This window comes from Streptomyces sp. NBC_01476 (genome assembly GCF_036227265.1).
Classification (GTDB): domain Bacteria; phylum Actinomycetota; class Actinomycetes; order Streptomycetales; family Streptomycetaceae; genus Actinacidiphila.
Genome location: NZ_CP109446.1, coordinates 4,062,307 through 4,083,639 on the forward strand (window position 1 = coordinate 4,062,307; position 21,333 = coordinate 4,083,639).

Sequence of the window (21,333 nt, forward strand, 5' to 3'; positions counted from 1 at the left end):
CGACCTCTCGCTTTCCCATGATGCGGAGAACTGACAAGTCCGATCATGCGGAAGCCAGCACAGAATCCACGGAGCCGCACCTTGGGTTCGCCGATATTCACATCAACGCCACTCTTCTGTACCAACCGGGGCGTTCCCGGCGCCGCATTCCGGGCCGCCGGCCCATCACCCGGAAGGCCCGCCGCCCGCCTCAGCGGCCCCCGGCCGGAGCGCCCGAGGACGGATAGCGGCAGGTCAGACCGCCGCTGCGGGCCGGCTTGGCGGGTGGGCGCCGGCGGCGGTGGACGGCCCCGTGATTGGGCGGGGGGTCAGGGGCCGTGCCAGGAGTGCCAGAGGGTTGCGTAGCCGGCGTCCGCTGCCAGGAGTTCGGCGTGGGTGCCGAGTTCGGTGATCACGCCCGCGGCCATCACGGCGATCCGGTCCGCGTCGTGGGCGGTCTGCAGACGGTGGGCGATGGCGATGACGGTGCGTCCGCGCAGCGCCGCCGCCAGGGCGCGTTCGGTGGTGCGGGCCGCCGCCGGGTCCAGCAGGGCGGTCGCCTCGTCGAGGATCACCGTGTGCGGGTCGGCGAGGATCACCCGCGCCAGCGAGAGCTGCTGCGCCCGCGGACCGTCGAGGTGGTGGCCCGCGCCGCCGAGCCGGGTGTCGAGGCCGTCGGGGAGTTCGCCGGCCCAGTGGGCGTCCACCGCCTCCAGCGCGCCGAGCAGCCGCGCGTCGGACGCGGTCGGGTGGGCGATCAGCAGATTGTCGCGGAGCGTGTCGTGGAAGACGTGGTGCTCCTGGGCGATCAGCACGATCTGGCGGCGCAGCCGGTCCGGCGGCAGATCCGCCACCGGGACCCCGCCGGCCGTCACCGAACCGGTGCGCGGCCGGTCGATCCCGGCCAGCAGCCGGCCGAGCGTGGACTTCCCGGCGCCGGACGGGCCGACGACGGCGAGCCGTTCACCGGGCCGGACCGAGAGGTCGACGCCGTGCAGCACGTCACCGGAGCGCTGGTAGGCGTAGCGGACGCCCGCCACCTCGATCCGGTCACCGGCCGGGACGTCCTCGGTGGGCGGCGGGGCCGGCGGCACGGCGGCCAGTCCCTCCACCCGCGCGTAGGAGGCCGCACTGCTCTGCAGTCGCTCGACCCACACCAGAATGGTGTCCAGCGGCCCCATCAGCTGCCGGAGGTAGACCGCCGCGGCGACGACGGCGCCCAGGCCGACGGCCCCCTGCCGGTAGCGGACCGCGCCGACCAGCAGGACCCCGACGACCGGCAGCACGTAGGAGATGTCCACCGCCGGGAAGAGCACGGACCGCAGCCGCAGCGTCCGCAGCCTGGTCCCCCTGGCCTTCTCGATCGCCGCCTCCGCCGCGTCCAGGCGCTGCCGCTGGAGCCCGAGCGCCTCGACCGTGCGCGCGCCCGCGGCGGTGGTGGCGAGCACGTCCGCGAGGACCGAGTTCGCGGCGCCCTCGGCGAGGTAGCCGGTACGGGCCCGGCGCAGGTACCAGCGCAGCACGACGGCGATGACGGCCAGACAGGACAGCCCGCACACCCCCAGCAGCGGGTCGAGCACCAGTACCGCGACGACGATGAACAGCGCCTGCACCGAGGCGATGAAGACCTCGGGCGCCGCGGTGCTCAGCGCGGTGGAGACGGTGTCGACATCAGTGGTGCCGCGTACCGTGAGGTCACCCGCGGGAGCGTGCTCGACGACCGAGGCGGGCAGCGCGAGGGTGCGGTCCACGAACCGCTCGCGGATCCGGGCGGCGGCCCGCTCGCCGAACCTCGCGCCGAGCAGCAGCGCGTACCGCGCCAGCACGGTCTGGACCAGCGTCGCCGCGACGATCAGCAGCGCGAGCCGGTCCACGGTGGCGACCGCCCGCGGCCCGGTCGAGGTCTTGACGGTGTTCACGATGGTGCCCAGCAGCCACGGCCCGGCCAGACCGGCCGCCGCGGCAAGCGCGTTGAGCAGCAGGATGCCGCCCAGCGCCCGCCGGTCGGTGACCGCTTCGCGCCAGGCGGCACGGCGGACCAGCGCGGGGCCGGCGACCGGCAGCGGTGTGCTCATGACGGGGCCACCACTTCCGCCGGGCTGGGCTCCTCGGAGCCGCGGGAGACCAGCGCGCGGTAACCGGGCTCCGCGGCCAGCAGTTCCCGGTGGCTGCCGGTCGCCACCGCCCGGCCGTCCCTGAGGTAGACCACGGTGTCCGCCTGTTCCAGAACGAGCGGCGAGGTGCTGGTCAGTACGGTCGTACGGCCGGCCCTGGCGGTGCGCAGCCGGACCGCCATCGCCGCTTCTGTGAGGGCGTCGACGGCGGAAGTCGGCTCGACGGCGAGCAGCACCTCGGGCTCCGCGTACAGGGCGCGGGCCAGCCGTAGGCGCTGGCGCTGGCCACCGGAGAGATTCCCGCCGTGCGCGGTGATCAGCGCGTCGAGCCCGCCGGGCAGGGCCTGGAGCACGTCGTCGGCGGCAGCGGTGCGGACGGCCGCCCGGACGGTCTCGTCGTCCGCGGCCCGGCGCCCGGCGACGGCCTCGCGGACGGTGCCGCTGAAGAGGTCGGCGTCGTTGTCCGCGACGAGGACGCGGTCGCGTACCGCGGTCAGGTCGATCGCGTCGAGGCGCTCGCCGCCCCAGGTCGCGTCCGAGACGGCGAAGCGGCCGAGCCGTTCGACGACCGTGGCGGCGTCCCCGGGCCGGGTGCCGGCCAGCGCGGTCAGCGCGGCCGGCCGCACCCGTACGCCCGACGCCGGATCGTACAGCTCGGCGGGGCCGGAGGGGGCCGGCGCGGTGGGCGGGCCCCCGGTGTGGCGGGGCGTCAGGCTGAGGAAGGCGGTGACCCGGCGGGCCGCGACCAGGGCGCGGGCGACGTCGGAGCCGCCTTCGATGAAGAAGGAGACCGGCACGACGAGCATCGCGGCGTACCCGTAGACCGCGACCAGGTCTGCGACGCTCAGCGAACCCCCGGCCGCCATCCGGGCCGTGAGCCAGGTGACGAGGGCGAGGAAGAGCGCCGGCAGTCCGGTTCCGAGCGCGCCGACCCAGCTGGTCACCGCGCCGACCCGGTAGCCCTGGGCGCGTAGGTCCTGGGAGCGGTCGTGGTAGCGGGCCGCGTAGACGTCCTTGCCGCCGAGCCCGCTCAGCACCCGCAGCCCGGCCAGCACATCGACGAGCAGGACGGTGAGCGCCCCCTGCCGGGTGCGGTAACCGCTGCCGACGCGGCTCAGCCGCCGCTGCAACGGGCCCACGGTGACGGCGAGCAGCGGGACGCCCGCCAGGACGACCGCCGCCGGCAGCGGGGAGGTCGACAGCAGCAGGACGGCGACCGCGACGTACGCGACGACGGCGCCCACCCCGGGTCCGGTCACGGTCAGACTCTGTGCGATGACCTGCACGTCCCCCATGCCGATGGCGACCACCTCACCGGCGGCGGCCCGGCCGCGCAGCGCGTCCCCCAGCACGGTGGCCTGCCGCACGGTGGCCCGTACGGTGCGGAAGGAGGCGTCCATCCGCACCTTCGTCATGGTCCGGTGGCGGGAGATCCCGAGCCCCGCGTTCACCGCGCCCACCGCGAAGAGCGCGGCCGTCCAGCCGAGCAGCGCCGGGGTGTTCCGCTCCGTCAGGCCGTCCTGGACCACCCGGGACAGTACGTACGGCGGCACCGCGAGGCCGATCATCCAGGTGCTGCCCAGTGCCGCGCCGGCCGCCACCCGCCACCGCTGGCTGACCACCAGCCACCACAGGAAACGGAGCGGGGTGCGGATGTCCGTGGTCCCCGGCGGCCGAAAGGAATCACCCATGGCCGCACCCTATGCAGCGCCCGCGAGACGGCGGAACGCCGGTGAGGCGCCGGAAGCGGGGGGCTTCCCGGCGCCTCACCGGCGTTCGCGGGCCGCGGTGTCAGTGCGTCTTGATCCAGAGCACGACCTGCTGGGACGGCAGCAGCGCCCACGTCCGCTTCGCCTCGTAACCGGCGGAGCGCATCTGGACCAGTTCGTCCGTCCGGTTGTCGGCCCACGCCAGGCGGCTCCAGACCACGAAGACGCGGGTGTGGCCCTTGAGCCGCTGCTTCAGCTCGGTCAGCGGGTACTCCTCGCCGAAGAGCGAGGCGGAGCTGGCCGGTGACGATGCGAGCATCAGGTCCTCGGTTTCGCGGAAGTACGAGGGATAGGCGATCTTCGCGTACCGGCGGTCGGCCAGGATGAAGAGCACGCCGTCGCCGGGGCGGGCGTTCTCCCTGACCACCTGCGACAGCCCCAGCAGCCTGTCGCCGTGCCCGTTCACCGAGCGGTAATGCTCCTGGGCCGGCCAGCCGAACGCGGCGACCACCACCACCGCCAGCGTGCCCGCGACCAGGCCCAGCAGGCCGTTCCACGCCGAGCCCAGCCGGCCCGGCAGCCTGGCGAGCAGGCTCAGCAGCGCGTCGAGGCCGAGACCGGCCAGCCAGGCGGCGCCGATGAGGGTGTAGAGGACGTACCGCGTCACATAGGTCGGCGAGCCGACCAGGGAGTACGCGATCAGCAGCAGCGGCGGGAGCGCGGCCAGTGGCAGTGCGAGGGCGGCGAGTTGACGCTCGTGACCGGTGCCGCCGAACCTCCCGCGGTTGCCGCGGAAGGCGCGCCAGCACCCGTACGCGGCGACCATCAGCAGCGGGATCACCATCTCCTTGCTGCCGCTCATGGCGTGGACCAGGTCCACCAGGCTGTGGCTGCTCGGCTTCGGGATCCAGTCCAGCACGCTGCTCTGGCTGTGGCTGCGCAGGGCGACCGGGGCCGCGCCCACCGCCAGGGCCACCACCGTCGCGATCGTGGCCCTGACCACCTCGCGGCGGTTGGAGAAGCCCTGGATCCACCACGACAGGATGCCGACCGCGAAGCCGGCGAGGCTGAGGACGCTGAGGACGTTGAGCGCGCCGACGAAGGCCACCGCGACCGCGTAGGGGACCCACTTGCGGCGGGCCAGGAAGTACGCGGCGGCGGCCACGCACATGGCCACCATCGAGAAGGAACGGCCCTCTTGCAGATAGCGGCTCATCACCGGAAGCACCGACCAGAACAGGCCGGCCAGCAGGCCGGCCCGCGGGTTCGCCAGCCGGCTGCCGGTCGCGGCGATCAGCGCGGCGGTCACGACGCCGGCGATCACCGACGGCAGCCGCAGCGAGAGCGCGCTCACGCCGAAGACCGCGAAGTGGTAGTGCATCAGCAGGTAGTAGAGGCCGTGGACCGCGTCCACGTTCCCCGTCATCCGCCACAGCTCAGGGACGCTGCGGTGGGCGCTGGAGATCGTGGCCGCCTCGTCGCGCCAGAGCGCCGGGTGGGTCAGGCGCCACAGTCCGAAGGCGAGGGTGACCAGTCCGGGGAGTACCGGCACCATCCAGCGGAATGCGTTGCCGGCCGGTGCGCCGGCCGGGCCGGCGGGAGTGCCGGAGTCGTCTGCCTCGTGCGACGGACGCGAGAGGTGGTCAATGGTCACGCGTCATTTTGCACTGCCGTGCCCAGTGGTGCGTAGCGGCGGAAGTACCGCACGGATACCAGGCCAGCTGCGCTCGCGCGCGGCCTCCGAGGGCTCCTCGACGGTGAGCGGAAGCGGCGCCGAGTGTCCGGCCGCCACCGGTCGCCTCGGCAGTTCCCCAGCTCACACGGGCAGTTGAGCCGGACACCGCGCGCCGATCCGCACGGATCCGGAATCCGTGGGCGACGCACCACGGTTTACCTTCGCTTCATAACGAGGAAGGGGACGGCCTACCAAACCGGCTCCGTATCGTGACGAATCCCCGGGAATGTGCGGTTCTTTTCGCGCCCTTTGTGAGCCATGCACCACCCCTCGCACCACCCCGCCACCCCTCACCCTTCATCGCCCCATCCCACCCAGCCTGGCCCTCGCCCGGCGGGCGGAGGGAGCGGTCAGGGGGTTGGGAGGGAAGCGGGGCTGCGTGGGAAGGCGCGGAGGGCGAGGTCCACGGTGGCCTGGAGTTGGGGGCGGGTGGCGCCCGCCGAGGCGTGGACGGCCTGGCCCTCGGAGACGACCATGACGTAGCGCGCGAGGGCGTCGGGGTCGGTACCGGGGGGCAGGTCGCCGTCGGCGAGGGCGGTGCGGAAGCGGGCGGCCAGGGCCTGTTCGCCGGCCGGCCGGCTCGCGGCGAGGAAGGCGGAGACCGAGGCGTTCTCGGGGCCGCAGGACAGGCCGCCCTGGATCGACAGGCACCCGGCCGGGCGGTCCTCACGCGTCAGCGCCTTGGCGTTCTCGTGCAGCAGGGTCCTCGCGACGCCGTACGCGGTCGGCTCGGCGAGATCACCCCCGAGCGCTTCGACCAGACCTTCGGCATCAGCCGGCGCTCCTCGCCTCGATGGCCGGACAGGTCCCGCTCGGCCGTATCGCCGACCCCGACGAGATCGCCGCGGCGGTGCTCTTCCTCGCCTCGGACCAGAGCAGTTTCGTCACCGGCACCGAAGTTCTCGCCGACGGCGGCAGCGACCAGGTCTGAGGGCGCCGGCCCCGGGCCGGTCCCGCCGTCGGGGACACCCTCCCGGCAGCCCTGACCTCGCGGGTGACGCGGGGTCAGGGCCGCCGGGGCCCGCGGGGGCCACGGCCGCCCACGCACACCACCCCGGCCAGGCGCGGGCACGCCACCCCGGCACAGGGACTTCACAGGTCATCCCTATCCTCTTCCTACGACGAGGAGGGGGCTCCCAGAAGATGAAACGCACCGTACTGGTCGCGGCACTGCTCTGTGCCACGACGGCGGGGGTACTGACGGGCTGCAACAGCAGTAAGGACACCGCGGGCGGGAAACCGTCCGCGCGGGCGACCACGGCGCCGACCACGGCGCCGGCGCCGGCCACCACCGCGCCGAAAGGGCCGCTGGACGGCCTGAGCGCACAGGAGATCTCCGACAAGGCCGTCGCCGCGATGAAGGCACTCAGCAGCGTGACCGTTTCCGGGACGGACGTGGAGGACGGCAAGCCCGCCGAGCTGCACCTCACGGTGGCGACGTCCGGCAAATGCCTGGCCACGGTGGGAGAGGACGGCGGGACCACGAACATCATCAGCACCCTGGAATACACGTACATGAAGGGCAACGCGGCCTTCTGGAAGGCGCAGGGCAGTGACGGCACGGCGCTCGGCCACGCGCTGCACGGCCGCTGGCTGAAGGTCAAGGGAAACGCCGCGTCCGATCCCGACTTCAAGGCGTTCTGCAGCCTGAAGACGTTCATGGACTCCGTCACGGCGGACGACGGCGGTGACAAGACCAAGGGCGCGCCGATCCGGCTCGACGGGCAGACCGTCATCCCCATCACGGAGAGCGGTTCCAACGGCAAGAACGTCGTCTACATCGCCGACTCCGCCAAGCCGTACGCCCTGAAGATCGTCGATTCCGGCGGCACCGACGGCGACGGCAGCCTCGACTTCAGCGGCTTCGACAAGCCCCTGCACGTGTACGCCCCGCCGCCCTCCGAGACGGTCAGCGAGTCCTCCCTCGTCCTGTGACCCACGGGCGCGCTCCCGTCCTCATCCGCCGTTCGCGGGGACGGGAGCGCGCCGGGCGGGCCCGGTTCACGCATCGCGCGCCGGCCGGGAGAGCCGCCTGACGGACCGACGGTGGGTGAGGGCGAGGCGCCAGGTGGAGCCGGCGACCGGGTCGAACCGGTAGAGCGTCACCAGCGCGGCGGCCACGCCTGCGCAGCAGCAGGCCGCGTAGGCCGCGCCCGGGGCCTGACCACGCAGGAACACCACGAAGACCAGCCCGACGGACGCCGCCGCGAGCCTCGCGCGGGTACGGCCGCCGGGGGCGGTGACCGCGATCGGCAGCAGCCCCCACAGGAAGTACCACGGCTGTACCGCGGGGGCCAGGACGACCACCGTCAGCAACGCCGCGCCGAGCGCGCGTTCAGGGCCGAGCCGCGGCATCCGCCACAGCCAGAACGGCAGCGCCACGACGGCCGCGGCCACCCCCGCCGTACGGATCGCCGCCGCCACGCCGAGGGGAGCCGCCAGGCCCAACGGCCCCAGGAGCGCGCCGAGCACGTTGCCCGCATCGGCTGTGAGCGACAGCAGCCCGGGGGATGTCGCCGGGGTGCCCAGGGCCGACAGCCAGCCGTAGCCGTAGCCGAGCACCGCGGTGGTCACGACCGTGGTCGCCGCGGCGGCCGCCGCCACGACGGCCGCGCGCCGCAGCGGGCCGCCGCGGCCACCGATCTGCGGGGGTATCAGGAAGAGCAGCGCGAACCCGGACGGCACTTTGACCAGCATGGCCAGCGTGATGAGGACGGCTCCCCAGGCGAGCCGGCCGCGGCGGGCCAGTACCAGGCCGCACAGCATCAGTCCCAGCATCACCGCGTCGTTGTGGGCCCCGCCCACCAGGTGCACCAGGGCCAGCGGGTTGAGCACCGCCAGCCACAGGGCGCCGGCCTCGCACCTGCCGGCCGCCACGGCCAGCCGGCGCACCGCCCACACGATCAGGGCGAAGCCGCTCACCGCCAGGATCCGCATCCCCACCACCGCCGCGAGGACGTGCTCCCCGGTCAGCCGCAGCACATGGGCGGCCAGCCATACGAACACCGGGCCGTACGGTGCCGGTGTGTCCCGCCAGAGCCAGTCCACGCCCGCGGAGATCGGCCCGGGGAGCGACGAAGGGCCGCCGGCGTAGACGTCCCATCCCCGTGCGGCCATCGCGCCCTGGGCCACGTAGCTGTAGACGTCCCGGCTGAACATGGGGGCGCCGAGCGCCAGGGGGGCCGCCCACCAGCACAGGGTGACCACCATCTCGTGCCCGCTGACGGCGGGGCCGGAAGCGGTCAGGCACCCCAGGCGCCACCAGGAGGTCACCAGGACGATCAGGCCGGCGTAGCCGAACGCCGCCGCCGCGAGGGTCCCCGCCGACTGCGGTTCGAACCAGTCGGAGAGGGGGTGGAACACCGGGAGCGCCCCGGCCCAGGCGCTGGCGACGCTCAGCGCGGTGGCGCCGGCGGCGCCGAGCCACCGGTGGCGGAGCGCTTCGCGGGAGGCGGCGTGGAGGTCTTCGGGGGTGGCCGCTTGGAGTGCCACGGCCGGTTGGGGTGCCGCGCGGAGCGCCGCTCTCAGGCTTGGTGTGGCCGTTTGGGGTGCCGCGCGGAGCGCCTCGGCACCGCGTATCTCCGGAGTATCACCCATCGACGTCCTCGCGATTGAACGGCGGAGGGTCCCCCCTGCCGGTTCCCGGCTCCGGTGCGCGCGCCGGAGCCGCGGTGCCCCGCCTCTCGCGTCGCCGGGTGGGTCGAGCACATCCGTCCCGGCGGTCCACCGCGGGAACGGCAGCCGACCACCGGGCGGCAGCCCGACGAACTCGTCCGACGGCGTCCGTCCCGGCGGACCGTCAGAGGCGCCCCAGCCCCATGCGGTGGGAGCCCGGCTGCCGGCTCGATACGGGGCGGCGTTGGCGCCGTCGCGTCGGGGAAGGCGGGCGGAATGGGAGAGATCCGGGTCGGCACGTGTTCGTGGACGGACAAGGCACTGGTGTCCAGCGGTTGGTATCCGGCGGGCAGCCGTGACGCGGAGGGCCGGCTGCGGCACTACGCCTCGCAGTTCCCGGTGGTGGAAGTGGACGCCACGTACTACGGCCTGCCCAGCGCCCGCAACAGCCTGCTCTGGGCTGAACGCACCCCTGAGGACTTCCGCTTCGACGTCAAGGCGTTCTCGCTGCTGACCGGGCATCCGACGCGGCCGGCCGCGCTGCCGGCCGAACTGCGCCCGGCCCTTGCCCGGCAGCCGGGGCAGGCCGGCACCGATCCCGGTCTGCTCGACGAGGTGTGGGACCGCTTCAGCGGAGCCCTCGAACCGCTGCGCCGGGCCGGTCGGCTGGGCACCCTGGTGTTCCAGTTCCCGCGCCGGCTCGCACCGGGGAGGCCGGCGGCGGCGTTCCTGCGCCAGTGCCGGGAGCGTGCCGCGGGGTGGCCGGTGGCGGTGGAGTTCCGGCATCCCGGCTGGTGGCGCCCGGAGTACGTGGCCGGGACGACCGCGCTGCTGACGGAACTGGACCTGACCGCGGTGGCCGTCGACATGGTGCAGACGCTTCCCCTCTCCGTACCGCCGGTCGCGGTGGTCACCACCCCACGGCTCGCGGTGGTGCGCTTCCACGGCCGCAGCACCGCCTGGGGCACCGGCACCAAGGAGGACAGGTTCCGCCACTCCTACACGCCGGAGGAACTGTCCGAGTGGACCCCGCGGATCCACTCCCTGGCCGAGCAGGCCCACGAGGTCCACGTCCTCTTCAACAACTGCTGCGCCGACGCGGCAGCCCGCGCCGCGGAGTCGATGCGCCACCTCCTCGGCCTCCCGGCACCGGCCCTGCGCTGACCCACCCGCCCGGTGTCCGAGCCGCGGTGATGCGACGGGTGGCGGGCCGATACTCCGGGGAAATGAGCGGCAGGGTCCTCCTGGCACGCGGTACGGTGCGCCGATGTCAGCGATCAGGAAGTTCCAAGTCACCTTTGACTGCGCGGAACCGGAGCGCGTCGCTCGCTTCTGGTGTGAAGTGCTGGGGTACGACATACCGCCGGCACCGCAGGAGCCCGCCACGCAGGGATCGTCATTCGCCTGCGTCGACCCCTCAGGCGTAGGCCCGCGCCTGTACTTCCAGCGCGTCCCCGAAGGGAAGACCGTCAAGAATCGGGTGCATCTCGACGTCCGGGTCGGCACCGGGCTTGTGGGGGACGAGCGCCTCGCCGCGCTCGAAGCGGAGTGCGCACGACTGGTCGCGCTGGGTGCGACCCACGTACAAACGATGTACGCCGATGAGGAAAACGAGTCGTGCATCCCGATGCTGGACATCGAGGGCAACGAGTTCTGTCTCGACTGACCATCCTCCGAGCCGCCGAGGTGGGTCCGTGCCGTCCTTCCGGTTCTCCTTCACCGGACCTTCGCCGACGGCGGTTCGGCGCGCACGTACGGTGCCGCCGGAACCCCTCGAAGACCTGGAGGATTACGTCTACCTGGTCATGCGTGCCTGCGGTGCCCTCGCCCGGACGGATCGAGGTCGTCCTCCGCCCTCAGGGCGTGGAACGTACGTTGGTCTTCGACCCGGTGGGTGAGTTGGTGCACGTCACCTGCGTCTCGCGTACCTCCTGGGTGCCGCGTCACCGCATCCTCGCGGCGGCCGGGACAGTCACCCGTACCTTTGTACGGGGCACGGGTGCAGTGCGGGAGGATGGGCGTTGTGACCTCAGTCAGCGAGCCCTGCCCCCACGACGCTTCTGCCGGACCTGACCTGGGGCTTCACCGGCCGACCTTCGCCGATCCCGCGCCCCGGCTGATCGCCACCGATCTGGACGGCACGCTGCTGCGCGACGACAAGACGGTCTCCCCGCGTACGGTCGCGGCACTGGCGGCGGCCGAGGCGGCGGGGATCGAGGTGTTCTTCGTCACCGGACGGCCGGCACGCTGGATGGGCGTGGTCGCACCGCACCTGGCGGGGCACGGGATGGCGATCCTGGCCAACGGCGCCGCGGTGTACGACCTGCGGGCGGGCCGGCTGATCGAGGCATTCCCGCTCCCGGAGAAGGAGGCACTGACAGTGGCGCGGGCGCTGCGCGCGGCCGTGCCGGGGACCACCTTCGCGGTCGAGCGGACCGGCGGATTCCGGCGGGAACCCGGCTACCCGGCCATCGAGCCGGACGGCCCCGGGCCCCGGCGGCCGGTCGAAGAGCTGCTGGCCCTGGACCCCGCCCAGCCGGTACTGAAGCTGCTGGCCAAGCACCCCTCGCTCGATCCGGACGACTTCCTGGCGACCGCACTGGGCATCGCGGGGCACCAGGCCGAGATCACCCGCTCCAGCGAGTCCGCGCTGCTGGAGGTGAGCGGCGCCGGCGTCAGCAAGGCGACCACCCTCGCGAAGTGCTGCGCCGAACGCGGGGTGACCGCCTCCGAGGTGGTGGCCTTCGGCGACATGCCGAACGACCTGGCGATGCTGGACTGGGCGGGTACGTCCTACGCCGTCGCCAACGCCCACCCCCAGGTCCTCACCGCCACCACCGGCCACACGACGAGCAACGAGGACGACGGCGTGGCCCGGGTGATCGAGCGGATCCTGGCCGCCCGGGCGTCGTGACCCGGCCCAGCGGATCCTGACGGCGGCGGACGCCCGGGCCCGAGCCGAGCGGGGCCTCCCGCCGGACCCGGGTCCCGGTGCCGTCCGATCCGGCCGCGTGCCGGCCGGTGCCGTCCCGTAGCGTCCGGTGCCGTCCCGTAGCGTCCGGTGCCGTCCCGTAGCGTCCGCACCGCATCCGTACGTGCGAGCCACGAGCCTGCCTCCGCACACACGGAGCCGGGTTCCGCCGCCCGCCGCCCGGTCGCCGCCCGTCCGCCGCGCTCAGGCGGCCAGCCCCGCCAGACCTCCCGCCGGCGCCAGGTTGAGGTCCGCCGCCCGTTCGCGCTCCAAGGTGCGCCGGAACGGACCGTCCGCCGCGGCCAGTTCGGCGTAGTCGCCGCGCTGCACCACCCGGCCGCCGTCCAGCACCACGATCTCGTCCACCGCGCCGTCCGCCAGCCCGGCCAGCCGGTGCGTGACGATCAGCGTGGTACGGCCCCGGGTGGCGGCCAGCAGATCCGCGGTCAGCGCGTCCGCGGTCGGGATGTCCAGGTGCTCCGCGGGTTCGTCCAGGACCAGCACCGGGAAGCGGGCGAGCAGCGCGCGGGCCAGCGCCAGGCGCTGGCGCATCCCGCCGGACAGCCGCGCACCGTGCTCGCCGACCGCGGTGTCCAGGTCGATGTCGAGCCGGGCAGCGGTCAGCGCGGCCCGCAGTTCGGCGTCGTCCGCGGCCGGCCGGGCCAGCCGCAGGTTCTCCCGGACGGTGCTGTCGAAGACATGCGCGTCCTGCGCGCACAGACCCACCAGCCGGCGGACATCGTCGCCGTCGAGCGCCGCCGTGTCCTGCCCGGCGAGCGTGTACGTGCCCGCCGCCGGGTCCAGGAACCGCAGCAGCACCTGTGCCAGCGTGGTCTTGCCCGCTCCCGACGGGCCGACCACCGCGATCCGGCGGCCGGGCGTCAGCGTCAGGTCCACCCCGTCGAGCGCCGGCCGGTCCTGGCCCGGGTAACGGGCCGTCAGCCTGCGGACGACCAGCGGATACGGCGTCGCGGGCGCCTCCTGGGGAGTCCGCGGTTCGGTGACCGGCACGGGAGCGTCGAGCACTTCCCGCACCCGGGCGGCGGCCCGCCTGCTGCGCTGCCGCTGCTGGGCGGCGAGCGGCATACCGGTGACCGCCTCGAACGCGGCCAGCGGCAGCAGCACGACCACGGCCAGCAGAACGCCCTTCATCTCGTGCCCGGCGACCGCCCGCACGCCCGCCCAGGCGCAGGCCGTCACGGTGATGCCGCTGATCAGGGTGGTCAGCCCGGTGCCGAGTGCGGTGGTGGCGGCCGACCGGGCGGTGACCGCCCGGAGCGTACGGTCGGCCCGGTCGGCCTCCTCGCGGCGGCCGGTCAGGGCGCCGGCCACGGTGAGTTCCGCGGTGCCGGTGAACAGGCCGAGCACCCGGGCGGAGAGGTCGCCCCTGGCGGGGGCGATCCGGCCCTCGGTGCGGCGCGCCACCGCCACGGCCAGGGCCGGCACCACCACGCCGGCCGCCAGCAGCCCGAGCCCGAGGAAGACCCCGGCGCCGGGCAGCAGCCATCCGGTGAAGGCCGCGGCGGCCAGCCCCGTGAGGCCGGCGGTCACCGCGGGCAGCAGCCAGCGCAGGAAGTGGTCCTGGACGCCGTCCACGTCGGCGACGAGCCGCGACAGCAGGTCACCGCGGCGGACCTTCCGCAGCCCGGCGGGCGCCAGCCGCTCCAGCCGGCGGAAGACGTTCACCCGTATCTCGGCCAGGGCGCGCAGCACGGCGTCGTGGCCGACCAGCCGCTCCCCGTAGCGGAAGACGGCCCGGCCGATGCCGAAGGTGCGGGTCGCGGTGACGGCCACCATCAGATAGAGGACCGGCGGGTGCTGGGAGGCCCGGCTGATCAGCCAGCCGGAGGTGCCCATCAGGCCCACCGCGCAGCCGAGGGCCAGCACGCCGAGGACGGCGGCCCAGGCGAACCGGCGCCGGAAACCGGCGCCGCGGACCAGGCCGGCGGGGCCACCGGCCCAAGCCGTCCGGCCGGTCCGCGGGGGCCGGGCAGCCCGAGCAGGCCGAGCGGTCCTAGCAGCCTCAACGGGCCGGCCGGTCCGAGCAGTACGGGCGGTCCGCTTCCCGCCGGCAGGCGCTGGCTCGGCCGGCGCCGCCTGCTGGTCGGGCACGGTGATCGCGGTCACCGGACGCTCGGCGACCGCAGGAACGGCCGAAGGAACAGCCGCAGGAACAACCGCAGCGACAGCCGAAGGCACAGCCACCGGAAGGGGAGCGGGGAAAGTGAGCGGGAGCACCCGGTCCGCCAGCGGCAGCAAGGCCGGGCGGTGGGCGGTCAGCAGCACCGTCCGGGTCGCCGCCAGGGCGCCCAGCGCGGCGATGACCTCCGCCTCCGTCTCACCGTCGAGATTGGCGGTCGGCTCGTCCAGCAGCAGCAGTGGCCGGTCGGCGAGGAACGCCCTGGCCAGTGCGAGGCGTTGCCGCTGCCCTGCGGAGAGCCCGGCGCCGTCCTCCCCGATCAGGTCCCCGGGCGCCGCGAACTCCGTGGCGCCCACCGCGGCGAGCGCGGCCCCGACCTCGGTGTCACTGGCATCGGGCCGGGCCAGGCGGACGTTCTCCGCGACCGTGCCGGCGAACAGCTGCGGACGCTGCGGCACCCAGGCGATCTGCCGGTGCCAGGAGCCGGGGTCGAGGTCGGTGAGATCCGTGCCGTCCACCAGGATCCGCCCGGCGGCCGGCGGGGCGAAGCCGAGCAGCGCGCTGAGCAGGGTGGACTTGCCGATGCCGCTGGGTCCGGTGACGGCGACCGTCTCGCCGGGTGCCAGCGTGAAGGTGGTGGCGGCCAGCAGGCCGTCCTGCCGCACCTGGAGGTCCTCGACGCTGATAGTGGCGGTCCGCAGGTCGGGCGCGGCCAGCGAGCCGGACGCCGACGGGGCCGTCTCCAGCACCTCGAAGACCTGCTCGGCGGCGGCCAGTCCCTCGGCAGCCGCGTGGTACTGCGCCCCGACCTGCCGCAGCGGCAGATATGCCTCGGGTGCGAGCACCAGCACCATCAGCCCGGTCCGCAGATCGAGGTCGCCGTGCACCAGCCGCATGCCGATGCTGACCGCGACCAGCGCCACCGAGATGGTCGCCAGCAGTTCCAGGACGAAGGAGGAGAGGAAGGCGATCCGCAGGGTGCGCAGGGTGGCCCGGCGGTAGTCGCCGGTGATCTCCCGGATCTTCTCGGTCTGGGCCTTGGCGCGGCCGAAGACCTTGAGGGTGGGGAGCCCCGCGACCACGTCGAGGAAGTGCCCGGAGAGCCGGCCGAGCAGCCGCCACTGACGGTCCATCCGGTCCCGGGTGACCCAGCCGATCAGCACCATGAAGAGCGGGATCAGCGGCAGGGTCACCACGATGATCCCCGCCGAGATCCAGTCCGCGGTGCCGATCCTGGTCAGCACCACCGCGGGAACCACCACCGCGAGCCCCAACTGCGGCAGGTAGCGGGCGAAGTAGTCGTCCAGCGCGTCCACCCCGCGGGTGGCCAGTGTGGTCAGCTCTCCGCTGCGGCGGCCGGTGAGCCAGCCGGGACCCAGCGCGGTGGCATGCGCCAGCAGCCGCTGCCGCAGCTGCGACTTCACCGCCGCCCCGGCCCGGTAGGCGCACACCTCGGTCAGCCAGGCGATCAGCGCCCGTCCCACCGCGACGCCCGCGAGTCCGAGCAGATCGTTGCGCAGCGCGCCGGTTCCGTACCCCCGCTGGAAGCCGCCGACCACCACATCGGCGATGAGGACCGCCTGCGCGACGATCAGTCCGGCGCCGACCAGCCCGAGCAGTACCGACCCGGCGAGGAAGACACGGGTGGTGCGGGCGTACCGCAGCAACCGCGGGTCGACAGGTTTCACGTGAAACATCCCCTTTCACGGTGAATATGTTCCACGTGGAACATCGGCCGGGCGGAGCGCGACCGGCCCGGAGTCCGCTGGTCCGGCATCAGTGCGCGCCTTCCGCGATGTGCTGGGTGCCGATCCGCTTGCGGAACACCCAGTACGTCCAGCCCTGGTAGAGCAGCACCAGCGGGGTGGCTATCCCCGCGCACCACGTCATGATCCGCAGCGTGTACGGGGTCGCCGACGCGTTGTCGACGGTCAGGCTCCAGGCGGGGTTGAGCGAGGACGGCATCACGTCCGGGAAGAGAGCCAGGAACAGCATCGCCACGACCGCGGCGATCGTCACCCCGGACAGGGCGAACGACCATCCCTCGCGCCCGGCGAGGTTGGCGGCGAGCGCCGCCACCAGTGCTGCGACGGCCACGATCAGAGCGGGAAGGCTGTGGCCGTTGCCGGTGTGGATCTGGGTCCAGACCAGGAAGACCACACCGAGCACGGCGGCGAGCAGTCCCACCCGGGTGGCAGTCGCGCGGGCCCGGTCCCGGATCGGTCCGAGCGTCTTGAGCGAGGCGAACACCGCGCCGTGGAAGGTGAAGAGCGTGAGGGTGACCGCGCCGCCGAGCAGCGCGTAGCCGTTCAGCAGGTCGAAGAACCCGCCGGCGTAGTCCTTGTCCGCGCCGATCTTCACCCCGCGCACGATGTTGGCGAACGCCACGCCCCACAGCACCGCGGGCAGCAGCGAGGTCCAGAAGATCGCGTTCTCCCAGTTGCGCTGCCAGCGCTCGTCGTCCCGCTTGGCGCGGTACTCGAAGGCGACCCCGCGCACGATCAGGCAGACCAGGATGATCAGCAGGGGCAGATAGAAACCGGAGAACAAGGTGGCGTACCACTCCGGGAAGGCGGCGAAGGTGGCGCCGCCCGCGGTGAGCAACCACACCTCGTTTCCGTCCCAGACCGGTCCGATGGTGTTGATCAGCACCCGCCGCTCGGTGCGGTCGCGGGCCAGCAGCTTGGTCAGTACGCCGATCCCGAAGTCGAAGCCTTCGAGGAAGAAGTAGCCCGTCCACAGGACGGCGATCAGAACGAACCAGACGTCGTGCAAATGCATCTCGCGCTCCTCGCGATCTCAGCGGCGATCAGTAGGAGAAGGTCATCGGCCGGTCGGCGTCCGCACCGTCGCGGTCGCCGCCGATCCTGGTGGGGGACCGGCGGTCCTCGTCGGTGAGCTCGGCAGGCCCGGCCTTGGCGTACTTCGCCAGCAGCCGCACCTCGATCACGGCGAGCAGGCCGTAGAGGAGGGTGAAGACGGTCAGCGAGGTGATGACGTCGCCGGTGGAGACACCGGGGGAGACCGCGTCCTTGGTACGCAGCACGCCGTAGACCACCCATGGCTGGCGGCCGGTCTCGGTGAAGATCCAGCCCCAGGAGTTGGCGATCAGCGGGAAGACCATGGTCCACAGGGCCAGCCGCCAGTACCAGCGGGCGAGTCCGTCTCCGAGCCCGATGCCTCTGGTGAGCATCAGATGCGGCACTTCGTCGTCGCCGGTGCGGTGCTCGGGCGCGACCCAGAACTTTCGCCGGGTGAGCCAGAGCCCGGCCGCGCCGACCCCGATGGAGACCACACCGAAGCCGATCATCCAGCGGAAGCCCCAGTAGGCGACCGGGATGTTGGGACGGTAGTCACCGGGCCCGTACTTCGCCTGCTCGGCCTTGTTGACGTCGTTGATGCCGCCCACGTAGCTGGTGAAGGAGTCGGTGGCCAGGAAGGAGAGCAGGTTGGGCAGGTCGATGGCGACCTCGTTGTGGCCCTTGTTGACGTTGCCGACCGCGAAGATCGAGAAGGGGGCGCCGTTCTGGCCGTCCCAGAGCGCCTCGGCCGCGGCCATCTTCATCGGCTGCTGCTTGAACATGACCTTGCCGAGGGTGTCGCCGCTGATCGCGGTGAGCGCGCCGGCCACCACCGCGACCACCAGGGCGAGGCGGAGCGAGGAGCGCATCACCGTGATGTGCTGCTTGCGCGCCAGGTGGTAGGCGGCGATGCCGAGCATGAACGCGGCGCCGGTCAGGAAGGACGCCGAGATGGTGTGGAAGAACTGGGCGAGCGTGGTGTTCTGGGACAGGACCGCCCAGAAGTCGTTGAGCTCGGCCCGCTTGGTCTTCGGGTTGTAGTGGTAACCCACCGGGTGCTGCATCCAGGAGTTGGCGGCCAGGATGAAGTACGCGGACAGGATGGTGCCGACCGAGACCATCCAGATGCAGGCCAGATGGATGCGCTTGGGCAGCTTGTCCCAGCCGAAGATCCACAGGCCGATGAAGGTCGACTCGAAGAAGAACGCGATCAGCGATTCGAAGGCGAGCGGGGCGCCGAAGATGTCGCCGACGAAGCGGGAGTAGTCGGACCAGTTCATACCGAACTGGAACTCCTGGACGATCCCTGTCACCACGCCCATGGCGATGTTGATCAGGAAGAGCTTGCCCCAGAACTTGGTGGCTCTGAGGTAGGTGTCCTTGCCGGTGCGTACCCAGGCGGTCTGCATGCCCGCGGTGAGCGCGGACAGCGAGATCGTCAGAGGGATGAAGAGGAAGTGGTAGACGGTGGTGACACCGAACTGCCACCTGGCGACGTTCAGTGGCTCCAGGGCGAGCTGCACGATACGTCTCCTTCACGGTGAATCGGGACTCGCTTGTGAACGTGAATACATTCACAAAGTAGTATCGCGCACACCAGAATGCCCCCTCGCACCGGGGGGTGCCAGGGGGCTTACGGGCAGGTCAGAGGGCCCTACAGCTCCTTGCGGAAAGCCTCCGCTGCCGCTAGGAGGAGGTCGTTCGCCGCGGTCTCGCCGATGCTGATCCGGACGCCCTCGCCGGCGAAGGGCCGGACCGTCGCGCCGGCCCGCTCGCAGGCGTCCGCGAAGTCCACGGTGCGCTCCCCCAGCCGCAGCCAGACAAAGTTGGCCTGGGTCTCCGGCACCGTCCAGCCCTGTCCGGCCAGCGCCTCGGCGACGCGGGTCCGCTCGGCGACCAGACCCGCGACCCGCTCCAGCAGCGCCGGCTCGGCCCGCAGGCTGGCGACCGCGGCGTCCTGGCCGAGCTGGCTCACCCCGAAGGGCACCGCGGTCTTGCGCAGCGCCGCCGCCACCGGTTCGTGCGCGACCGCGAAGCCGACCCGCAGGCCGGCCAGGCCGTACGCCTTGGAGAAGGTGCGCAGCGCCACGACATTGGGACGGTCCCGGTAGAGGTCGAGCCCGTCGGGGACGTCCGGGTCGGTGGCGAACTCCCGGTACGCCTCGTCGAGGACCACCAGCACATCGGCCGGCACCCTGTCGAGGAACCGCTCCAGCGCCGCCCGCCGCACCACCGTGCCGGTCGGGTTGTTGGGGTTGCAGACGAAGATCAGCCGGGTCCGCCCGGTGACCGCGTCCGCCATCGCGTCCAGGTCGTGGACCTCGTCGGCGTCCAGCGGCACCTGGACCGCGCGGGCGCCGCTGATCCGCGTGATGATGGGATACGCCTCGAAGGACCGCCAGGCATAGATCACTTCGTCGCCGGGCCCCGAGGTGATCTGGAGCAACTGCTGGGCGACGCCGACCGATCCGGTGCCGGTGGCGATGTGCTCGGCGGGTACCCCGAAGTGGCCGGCCAGCTCCGCGGTGAGCGCCGTGCAGGCCATGTCCGGGTAACGGTTGAGGGTGGCCGCGGCGGCGGTGACCGCCTCCAGCACACCGGGCAGCGGAGGATACGGGTTCTCGTTGGAGGACAGTTTGAAGGCGGGTACGCCCTCCTTGACCGCCGGGGGTCGCCCGGGTTTGTAGGTCGCGATGCTGTCCAATTCCGCGCGCAGCTTGGGGAAGCTCATGTCCACACCCTACGAGCGGCCTTACCAGCTGACGAGACCTCATCCGTGCCCGGGTGGCGCACGCGGTGGCGCGCGTCCCCCGTAGGAGTGAGTTGCCGGGACTCCCGGCAAAGAACCAATGGCCGGGACATCGCCGTACCCGGGACCGTATCGTCCCCAACCCGGGCCCTGCCGCCTGCATATTCCACTTTGCATAGCCTTTTCGATCTTGCAGAAACCGTTCTTCTGGGGGGTTGCGCCGCCGGAGGCTGGATGGACCAGCACCGCCCTACTATCGGCACGCCATGACAGCAGCAGGGAAACACCAGGCGAGCCGGCCCGTCGGACGCCGGCTGGAGCGGGCGGGGATCAGGGACGTCGCCGCTGCCGCCGGAGTCTCGATCACGACTGTCTCCGACGCGCTCAACGGCAAGGGCCGACTGCCCGATGCCACCCGTCGCCATGTCCGCGAGGTCGCCGACCGGCTCGGCTACCGGCCGTCCGCCGCGGCCCGCACACTGCGCACCGGGAAGTCCGGCCTGATCGGCCTGACAGTGACGACATACGGCGAAGAACCGTTCACCTTCACGGAGTTCGCCTACTTCGCGGAGATGGCCAGAGCCGCCACCTCGGCCGCGCTCGCCCGCGGCTACGCCCTGGTCATCCTGCCCGCGTCCTCCCGGCACGACGTGTGGGGGAATGTGGCGCTGGACGGCACCGTGGTGATCGACCCCTCCGACCAGGACCCGGTGGTCACCGAACTCGTCCGCCAGGGCGTGCCGGTGGTCAGCGACGGCCGCCCGGCCGGCAGCCTGCCGGTGCACGCCTGGGTCGACAACGACCACGAGGAGGCCGTGCTCGGCATCCTCGACCACCTCGCCGCGGCCGGCGCCCGCCGGATCGGCCTGCTCACCGGTACCAGTACGGACACCTACACCCGGCTGTCCACCACCGCGTACCTGGAGTGGTGCGAACGCATCGGGCAGGAACCCGTCTACGAGGCGTATCCGGCCCACGACCCGTGCGCCGGCGCGGTCGCCGCGGACCGCCTGCTCGCCCGTCCCGACCGACCGGACGCGGTGTACGGCCTCTTCGACCCCAACGGCACCGATCTGCTCGCCGCCGCGCGCCGCTACGGCCTGCGGGTTCCCGACGATCTGCTGCTGGTCTGCTGCAGCGAGAGCGGCGGTTACGCCGGCACCGACCCGCCCATCACCACCCTGTCCCTGCAACCACGCCGGATCGGCACCGCGGTGGTGCAGTTGCTCATCGACGCCATCGAGGGAATCGGCCCCGCGCACCCGGTACAGCAGGTCATGCCCACCGAGCTGATCGTCCGCGCCTCCTCGCAACGACGCGCGCACCGCACCACGGTCAGCCCGCCGCGGGGACCCGCCCGCGGCGAGGGGTGAATACCCGCCAACCGCCGCTCACCGGAGGTTCCACGGAGGGAAAGTCACGGGGACTAAGAGACGTTTTGTCTGGACCTTCTGAAAACCAGGTGCCTGGGTATGTCACAACGCGCCAGCGTCATTCCTATGATGGGCGGATGGCGGCGC

At 72.6% G+C, this 21,333-nt stretch carries 14 protein-coding genes; 6 read left to right on the top strand and 8 right to left on the bottom strand.

All coding sequences use genetic code 11. The features are described from left to right. Positions 1-308: 308 nt before the first annotated feature. From OG552_RS17745 to OG552_RS17755, 3 genes are all read right to left on the bottom strand, one after another. The gene (locus OG552_RS17745) at positions 309-2,054 is read right to left on the bottom strand and encodes an ABC transporter ATP-binding protein (RefSeq protein WP_329134046.1); all 1,746 of its coding nucleotides are present in this window, start codon (positions 2,052-2,054) and stop codon (positions 309-311) included. Then, a complete protein-coding gene (locus OG552_RS17750; protein ID WP_329134047.1) occupies positions 2,051-3,784 on the bottom strand; it encodes an ABC transporter ATP-binding protein in 1,734 nt (577 codons plus the stop codon). The genes OG552_RS17745 and OG552_RS17750 overlap by 4 nt, the downstream gene beginning before the upstream one ends. 100 nt (positions 3,785-3,884) lie before the next feature. Further along, a complete protein-coding gene (locus OG552_RS17755; RefSeq protein ID WP_329134049.1) occupies positions 3,885-5,456 on the bottom strand; it encodes a glycosyltransferase family 39 protein in 1,572 nt (523 codons plus the stop codon). Between the two features lie 874 nt (positions 5,457-6,330). On the opposite strand from OG552_RS17755, the gene OG552_RS17760 reads away from it, so the two are divergent. Both OG552_RS17760 and OG552_RS17765 read left to right on the top strand, forming a co-directional pair. Then, positions 6,331-6,468, top strand: coding sequence for an SDR family oxidoreductase (locus OG552_RS17760; protein WP_443070958.1), 138 nt, complete (start codon positions 6,331-6,333; stop codon positions 6,466-6,468). A gap of 212 nt (positions 6,469-6,680) precedes the next feature. Further along, a complete protein-coding gene (locus OG552_RS17765) occupies positions 6,681-7,472 on the top strand; it encodes a hypothetical protein (protein ID WP_329134051.1) in 792 nt (263 codons plus the stop codon). Positions 7,473-7,538: 66 nt separating this feature from the next. On the opposite strand, the gene mptB is transcribed toward OG552_RS17765, so the two are convergent. Continuing rightward, positions 7,539-9,029, bottom strand: coding sequence for a polyprenol phosphomannose-dependent alpha 1,6 mannosyltransferase MptB (gene mptB / locus OG552_RS17770; RefSeq protein ID WP_329134052.1), 1,491 nt, complete (start codon positions 9,027-9,029; stop codon positions 7,539-7,541). A 399-nt stretch (positions 9,030-9,428) separates the two neighbouring features. Here mptB and OG552_RS17775 point away from each other — a divergent pair, with 399 nt between their 5' ends. The 3 genes from OG552_RS17775 to OG552_RS17785 all read left to right on the top strand — a co-directional run bounded on the left by OG552_RS17775 (position 9,429) and on the right by OG552_RS17785 (position 12,066). Then, positions 9,429-10,316 carry a DUF72 domain-containing protein gene (locus OG552_RS17775; RefSeq protein ID WP_329134055.1) on the top strand — a complete coding sequence of 296 codons (888 nt, stop codon included), beginning with the start codon at positions 9,429-9,431 and terminating at the stop codon, positions 10,314-10,316. 103 nt (positions 10,317-10,419) lie between these two features. Next, positions 10,420-10,818 carry a VOC family protein gene (locus OG552_RS17780; RefSeq protein WP_329134058.1) on the top strand — a complete coding sequence of 133 codons (399 nt, stop codon included), beginning with the start codon at positions 10,420-10,422 and terminating at the stop codon, positions 10,816-10,818. Positions 10,819-11,166: 348 nt separating this feature from the next. Continuing rightward, entirely contained in the window at positions 11,167-12,066 is a 900-nt protein-coding gene (locus tag OG552_RS17785; protein WP_443070959.1) for an HAD family hydrolase, read from the top strand. Positions 12,067-12,327: 261 nt separating this feature from the next. On the opposite strand, the gene cydD is transcribed toward OG552_RS17785, so the two are convergent. The 4 genes from cydD to hisC all read right to left on the bottom strand — a co-directional run bounded on the left by cydD (position 12,328) and on the right by hisC (position 19,795). Further along, positions 12,328-15,951 carry a thiol reductant ABC exporter subunit CydD gene (cydD, locus tag OG552_RS17790; protein WP_329134060.1) on the bottom strand — a complete coding sequence of 1,208 codons (3,624 nt, stop codon included), beginning with the start codon at positions 15,949-15,951 and terminating at the stop codon, positions 12,328-12,330. 88 nt (positions 15,952-16,039) lie between these two features. Next, positions 16,040-17,044, bottom strand: coding sequence for a cytochrome d ubiquinol oxidase subunit II (gene cydB, locus OG552_RS17795; RefSeq protein WP_329134062.1), 1,005 nt, complete (start codon positions 17,042-17,044; stop codon positions 16,040-16,042). A gap of 28 nt (positions 17,045-17,072) precedes the next feature. Further along, the gene (locus OG552_RS17800) at positions 17,073-18,587 is read right to left on the bottom strand and encodes a cytochrome ubiquinol oxidase subunit I (RefSeq protein WP_329134064.1); all 1,515 of its coding nucleotides are present in this window, start codon (positions 18,585-18,587) and stop codon (positions 17,073-17,075) included. A 131-nt stretch (positions 18,588-18,718) separates the two neighbouring features. Then, positions 18,719-19,795: a histidinol-phosphate transaminase gene (gene hisC / locus OG552_RS17805; protein ID WP_443070960.1), complete on the bottom strand. Its 1,077-nt coding sequence runs from the start codon at positions 19,793-19,795 to the stop codon at positions 18,719-18,721. Between the two features lie 284 nt (positions 19,796-20,079). Here hisC and OG552_RS17810 point away from each other — a divergent pair, with 284 nt between their 5' ends. Then, the gene (locus OG552_RS17810) at positions 20,080-21,186 is read left to right on the top strand and encodes a LacI family DNA-binding transcriptional regulator (protein WP_329134069.1); all 1,107 of its coding nucleotides are present in this window, start codon (positions 20,080-20,082) and stop codon (positions 21,184-21,186) included. The last annotated feature ends 147 nt before the right edge of the window (positions 21,187-21,333 follow it).

Bases quoted from the DNA above. Each gene is read 5' to 3' on its own strand.
- OG552_RS17745 (WP_329134046.1), bottom strand. From the start codon at position 2,054: ATGAGCACACCGCTGCCGGTCGCCGGCCCCGCGCTGGTCCGCCGTGCC.
- OG552_RS17750 (WP_329134047.1), bottom strand. From the start codon at position 3,784: ATGGGTGATTCCTTTCGGCCGCCGGGGACCACGGACATCCGCACCCCG.
- OG552_RS17760 (WP_443070958.1), top strand. From the start codon at position 6,331: ATGGCCGGACAGGTCCCGCTCGGCCGTATCGCCGACCCCGACGAGATC.
- OG552_RS17765 (WP_329134051.1), top strand. From the start codon at position 6,681: ATGAAACGCACCGTACTGGTCGCGGCACTGCTCTGTGCCACGACGGCG.
- OG552_RS17775 (WP_329134055.1), top strand. From the start codon at position 9,429: ATGGGAGAGATCCGGGTCGGCACGTGTTCGTGGACGGACAAGGCACTG.
- OG552_RS17780 (WP_329134058.1), top strand. From the start codon at position 10,420: ATGTCAGCGATCAGGAAGTTCCAAGTCACCTTTGACTGCGCGGAACCG.
- OG552_RS17785 (WP_443070959.1), top strand. From the start codon at position 11,167: ATGGGCGTTGTGACCTCAGTCAGCGAGCCCTGCCCCCACGACGCTTCT.
- cydB (WP_329134062.1), bottom strand. From the start codon at position 17,044: ATGCATTTGCACGACGTCTGGTTCGTTCTGATCGCCGTCCTGTGGACG.
- hisC (WP_443070960.1), bottom strand. From the start codon at position 19,795: ATGAGCTTCCCCAAGCTGCGCGCGGAATTGGACAGCATCGCGACCTAC.
- OG552_RS17810 (WP_329134069.1), top strand. From the start codon at position 20,080: ATGACAGCAGCAGGGAAACACCAGGCGAGCCGGCCCGTCGGACGCCGG.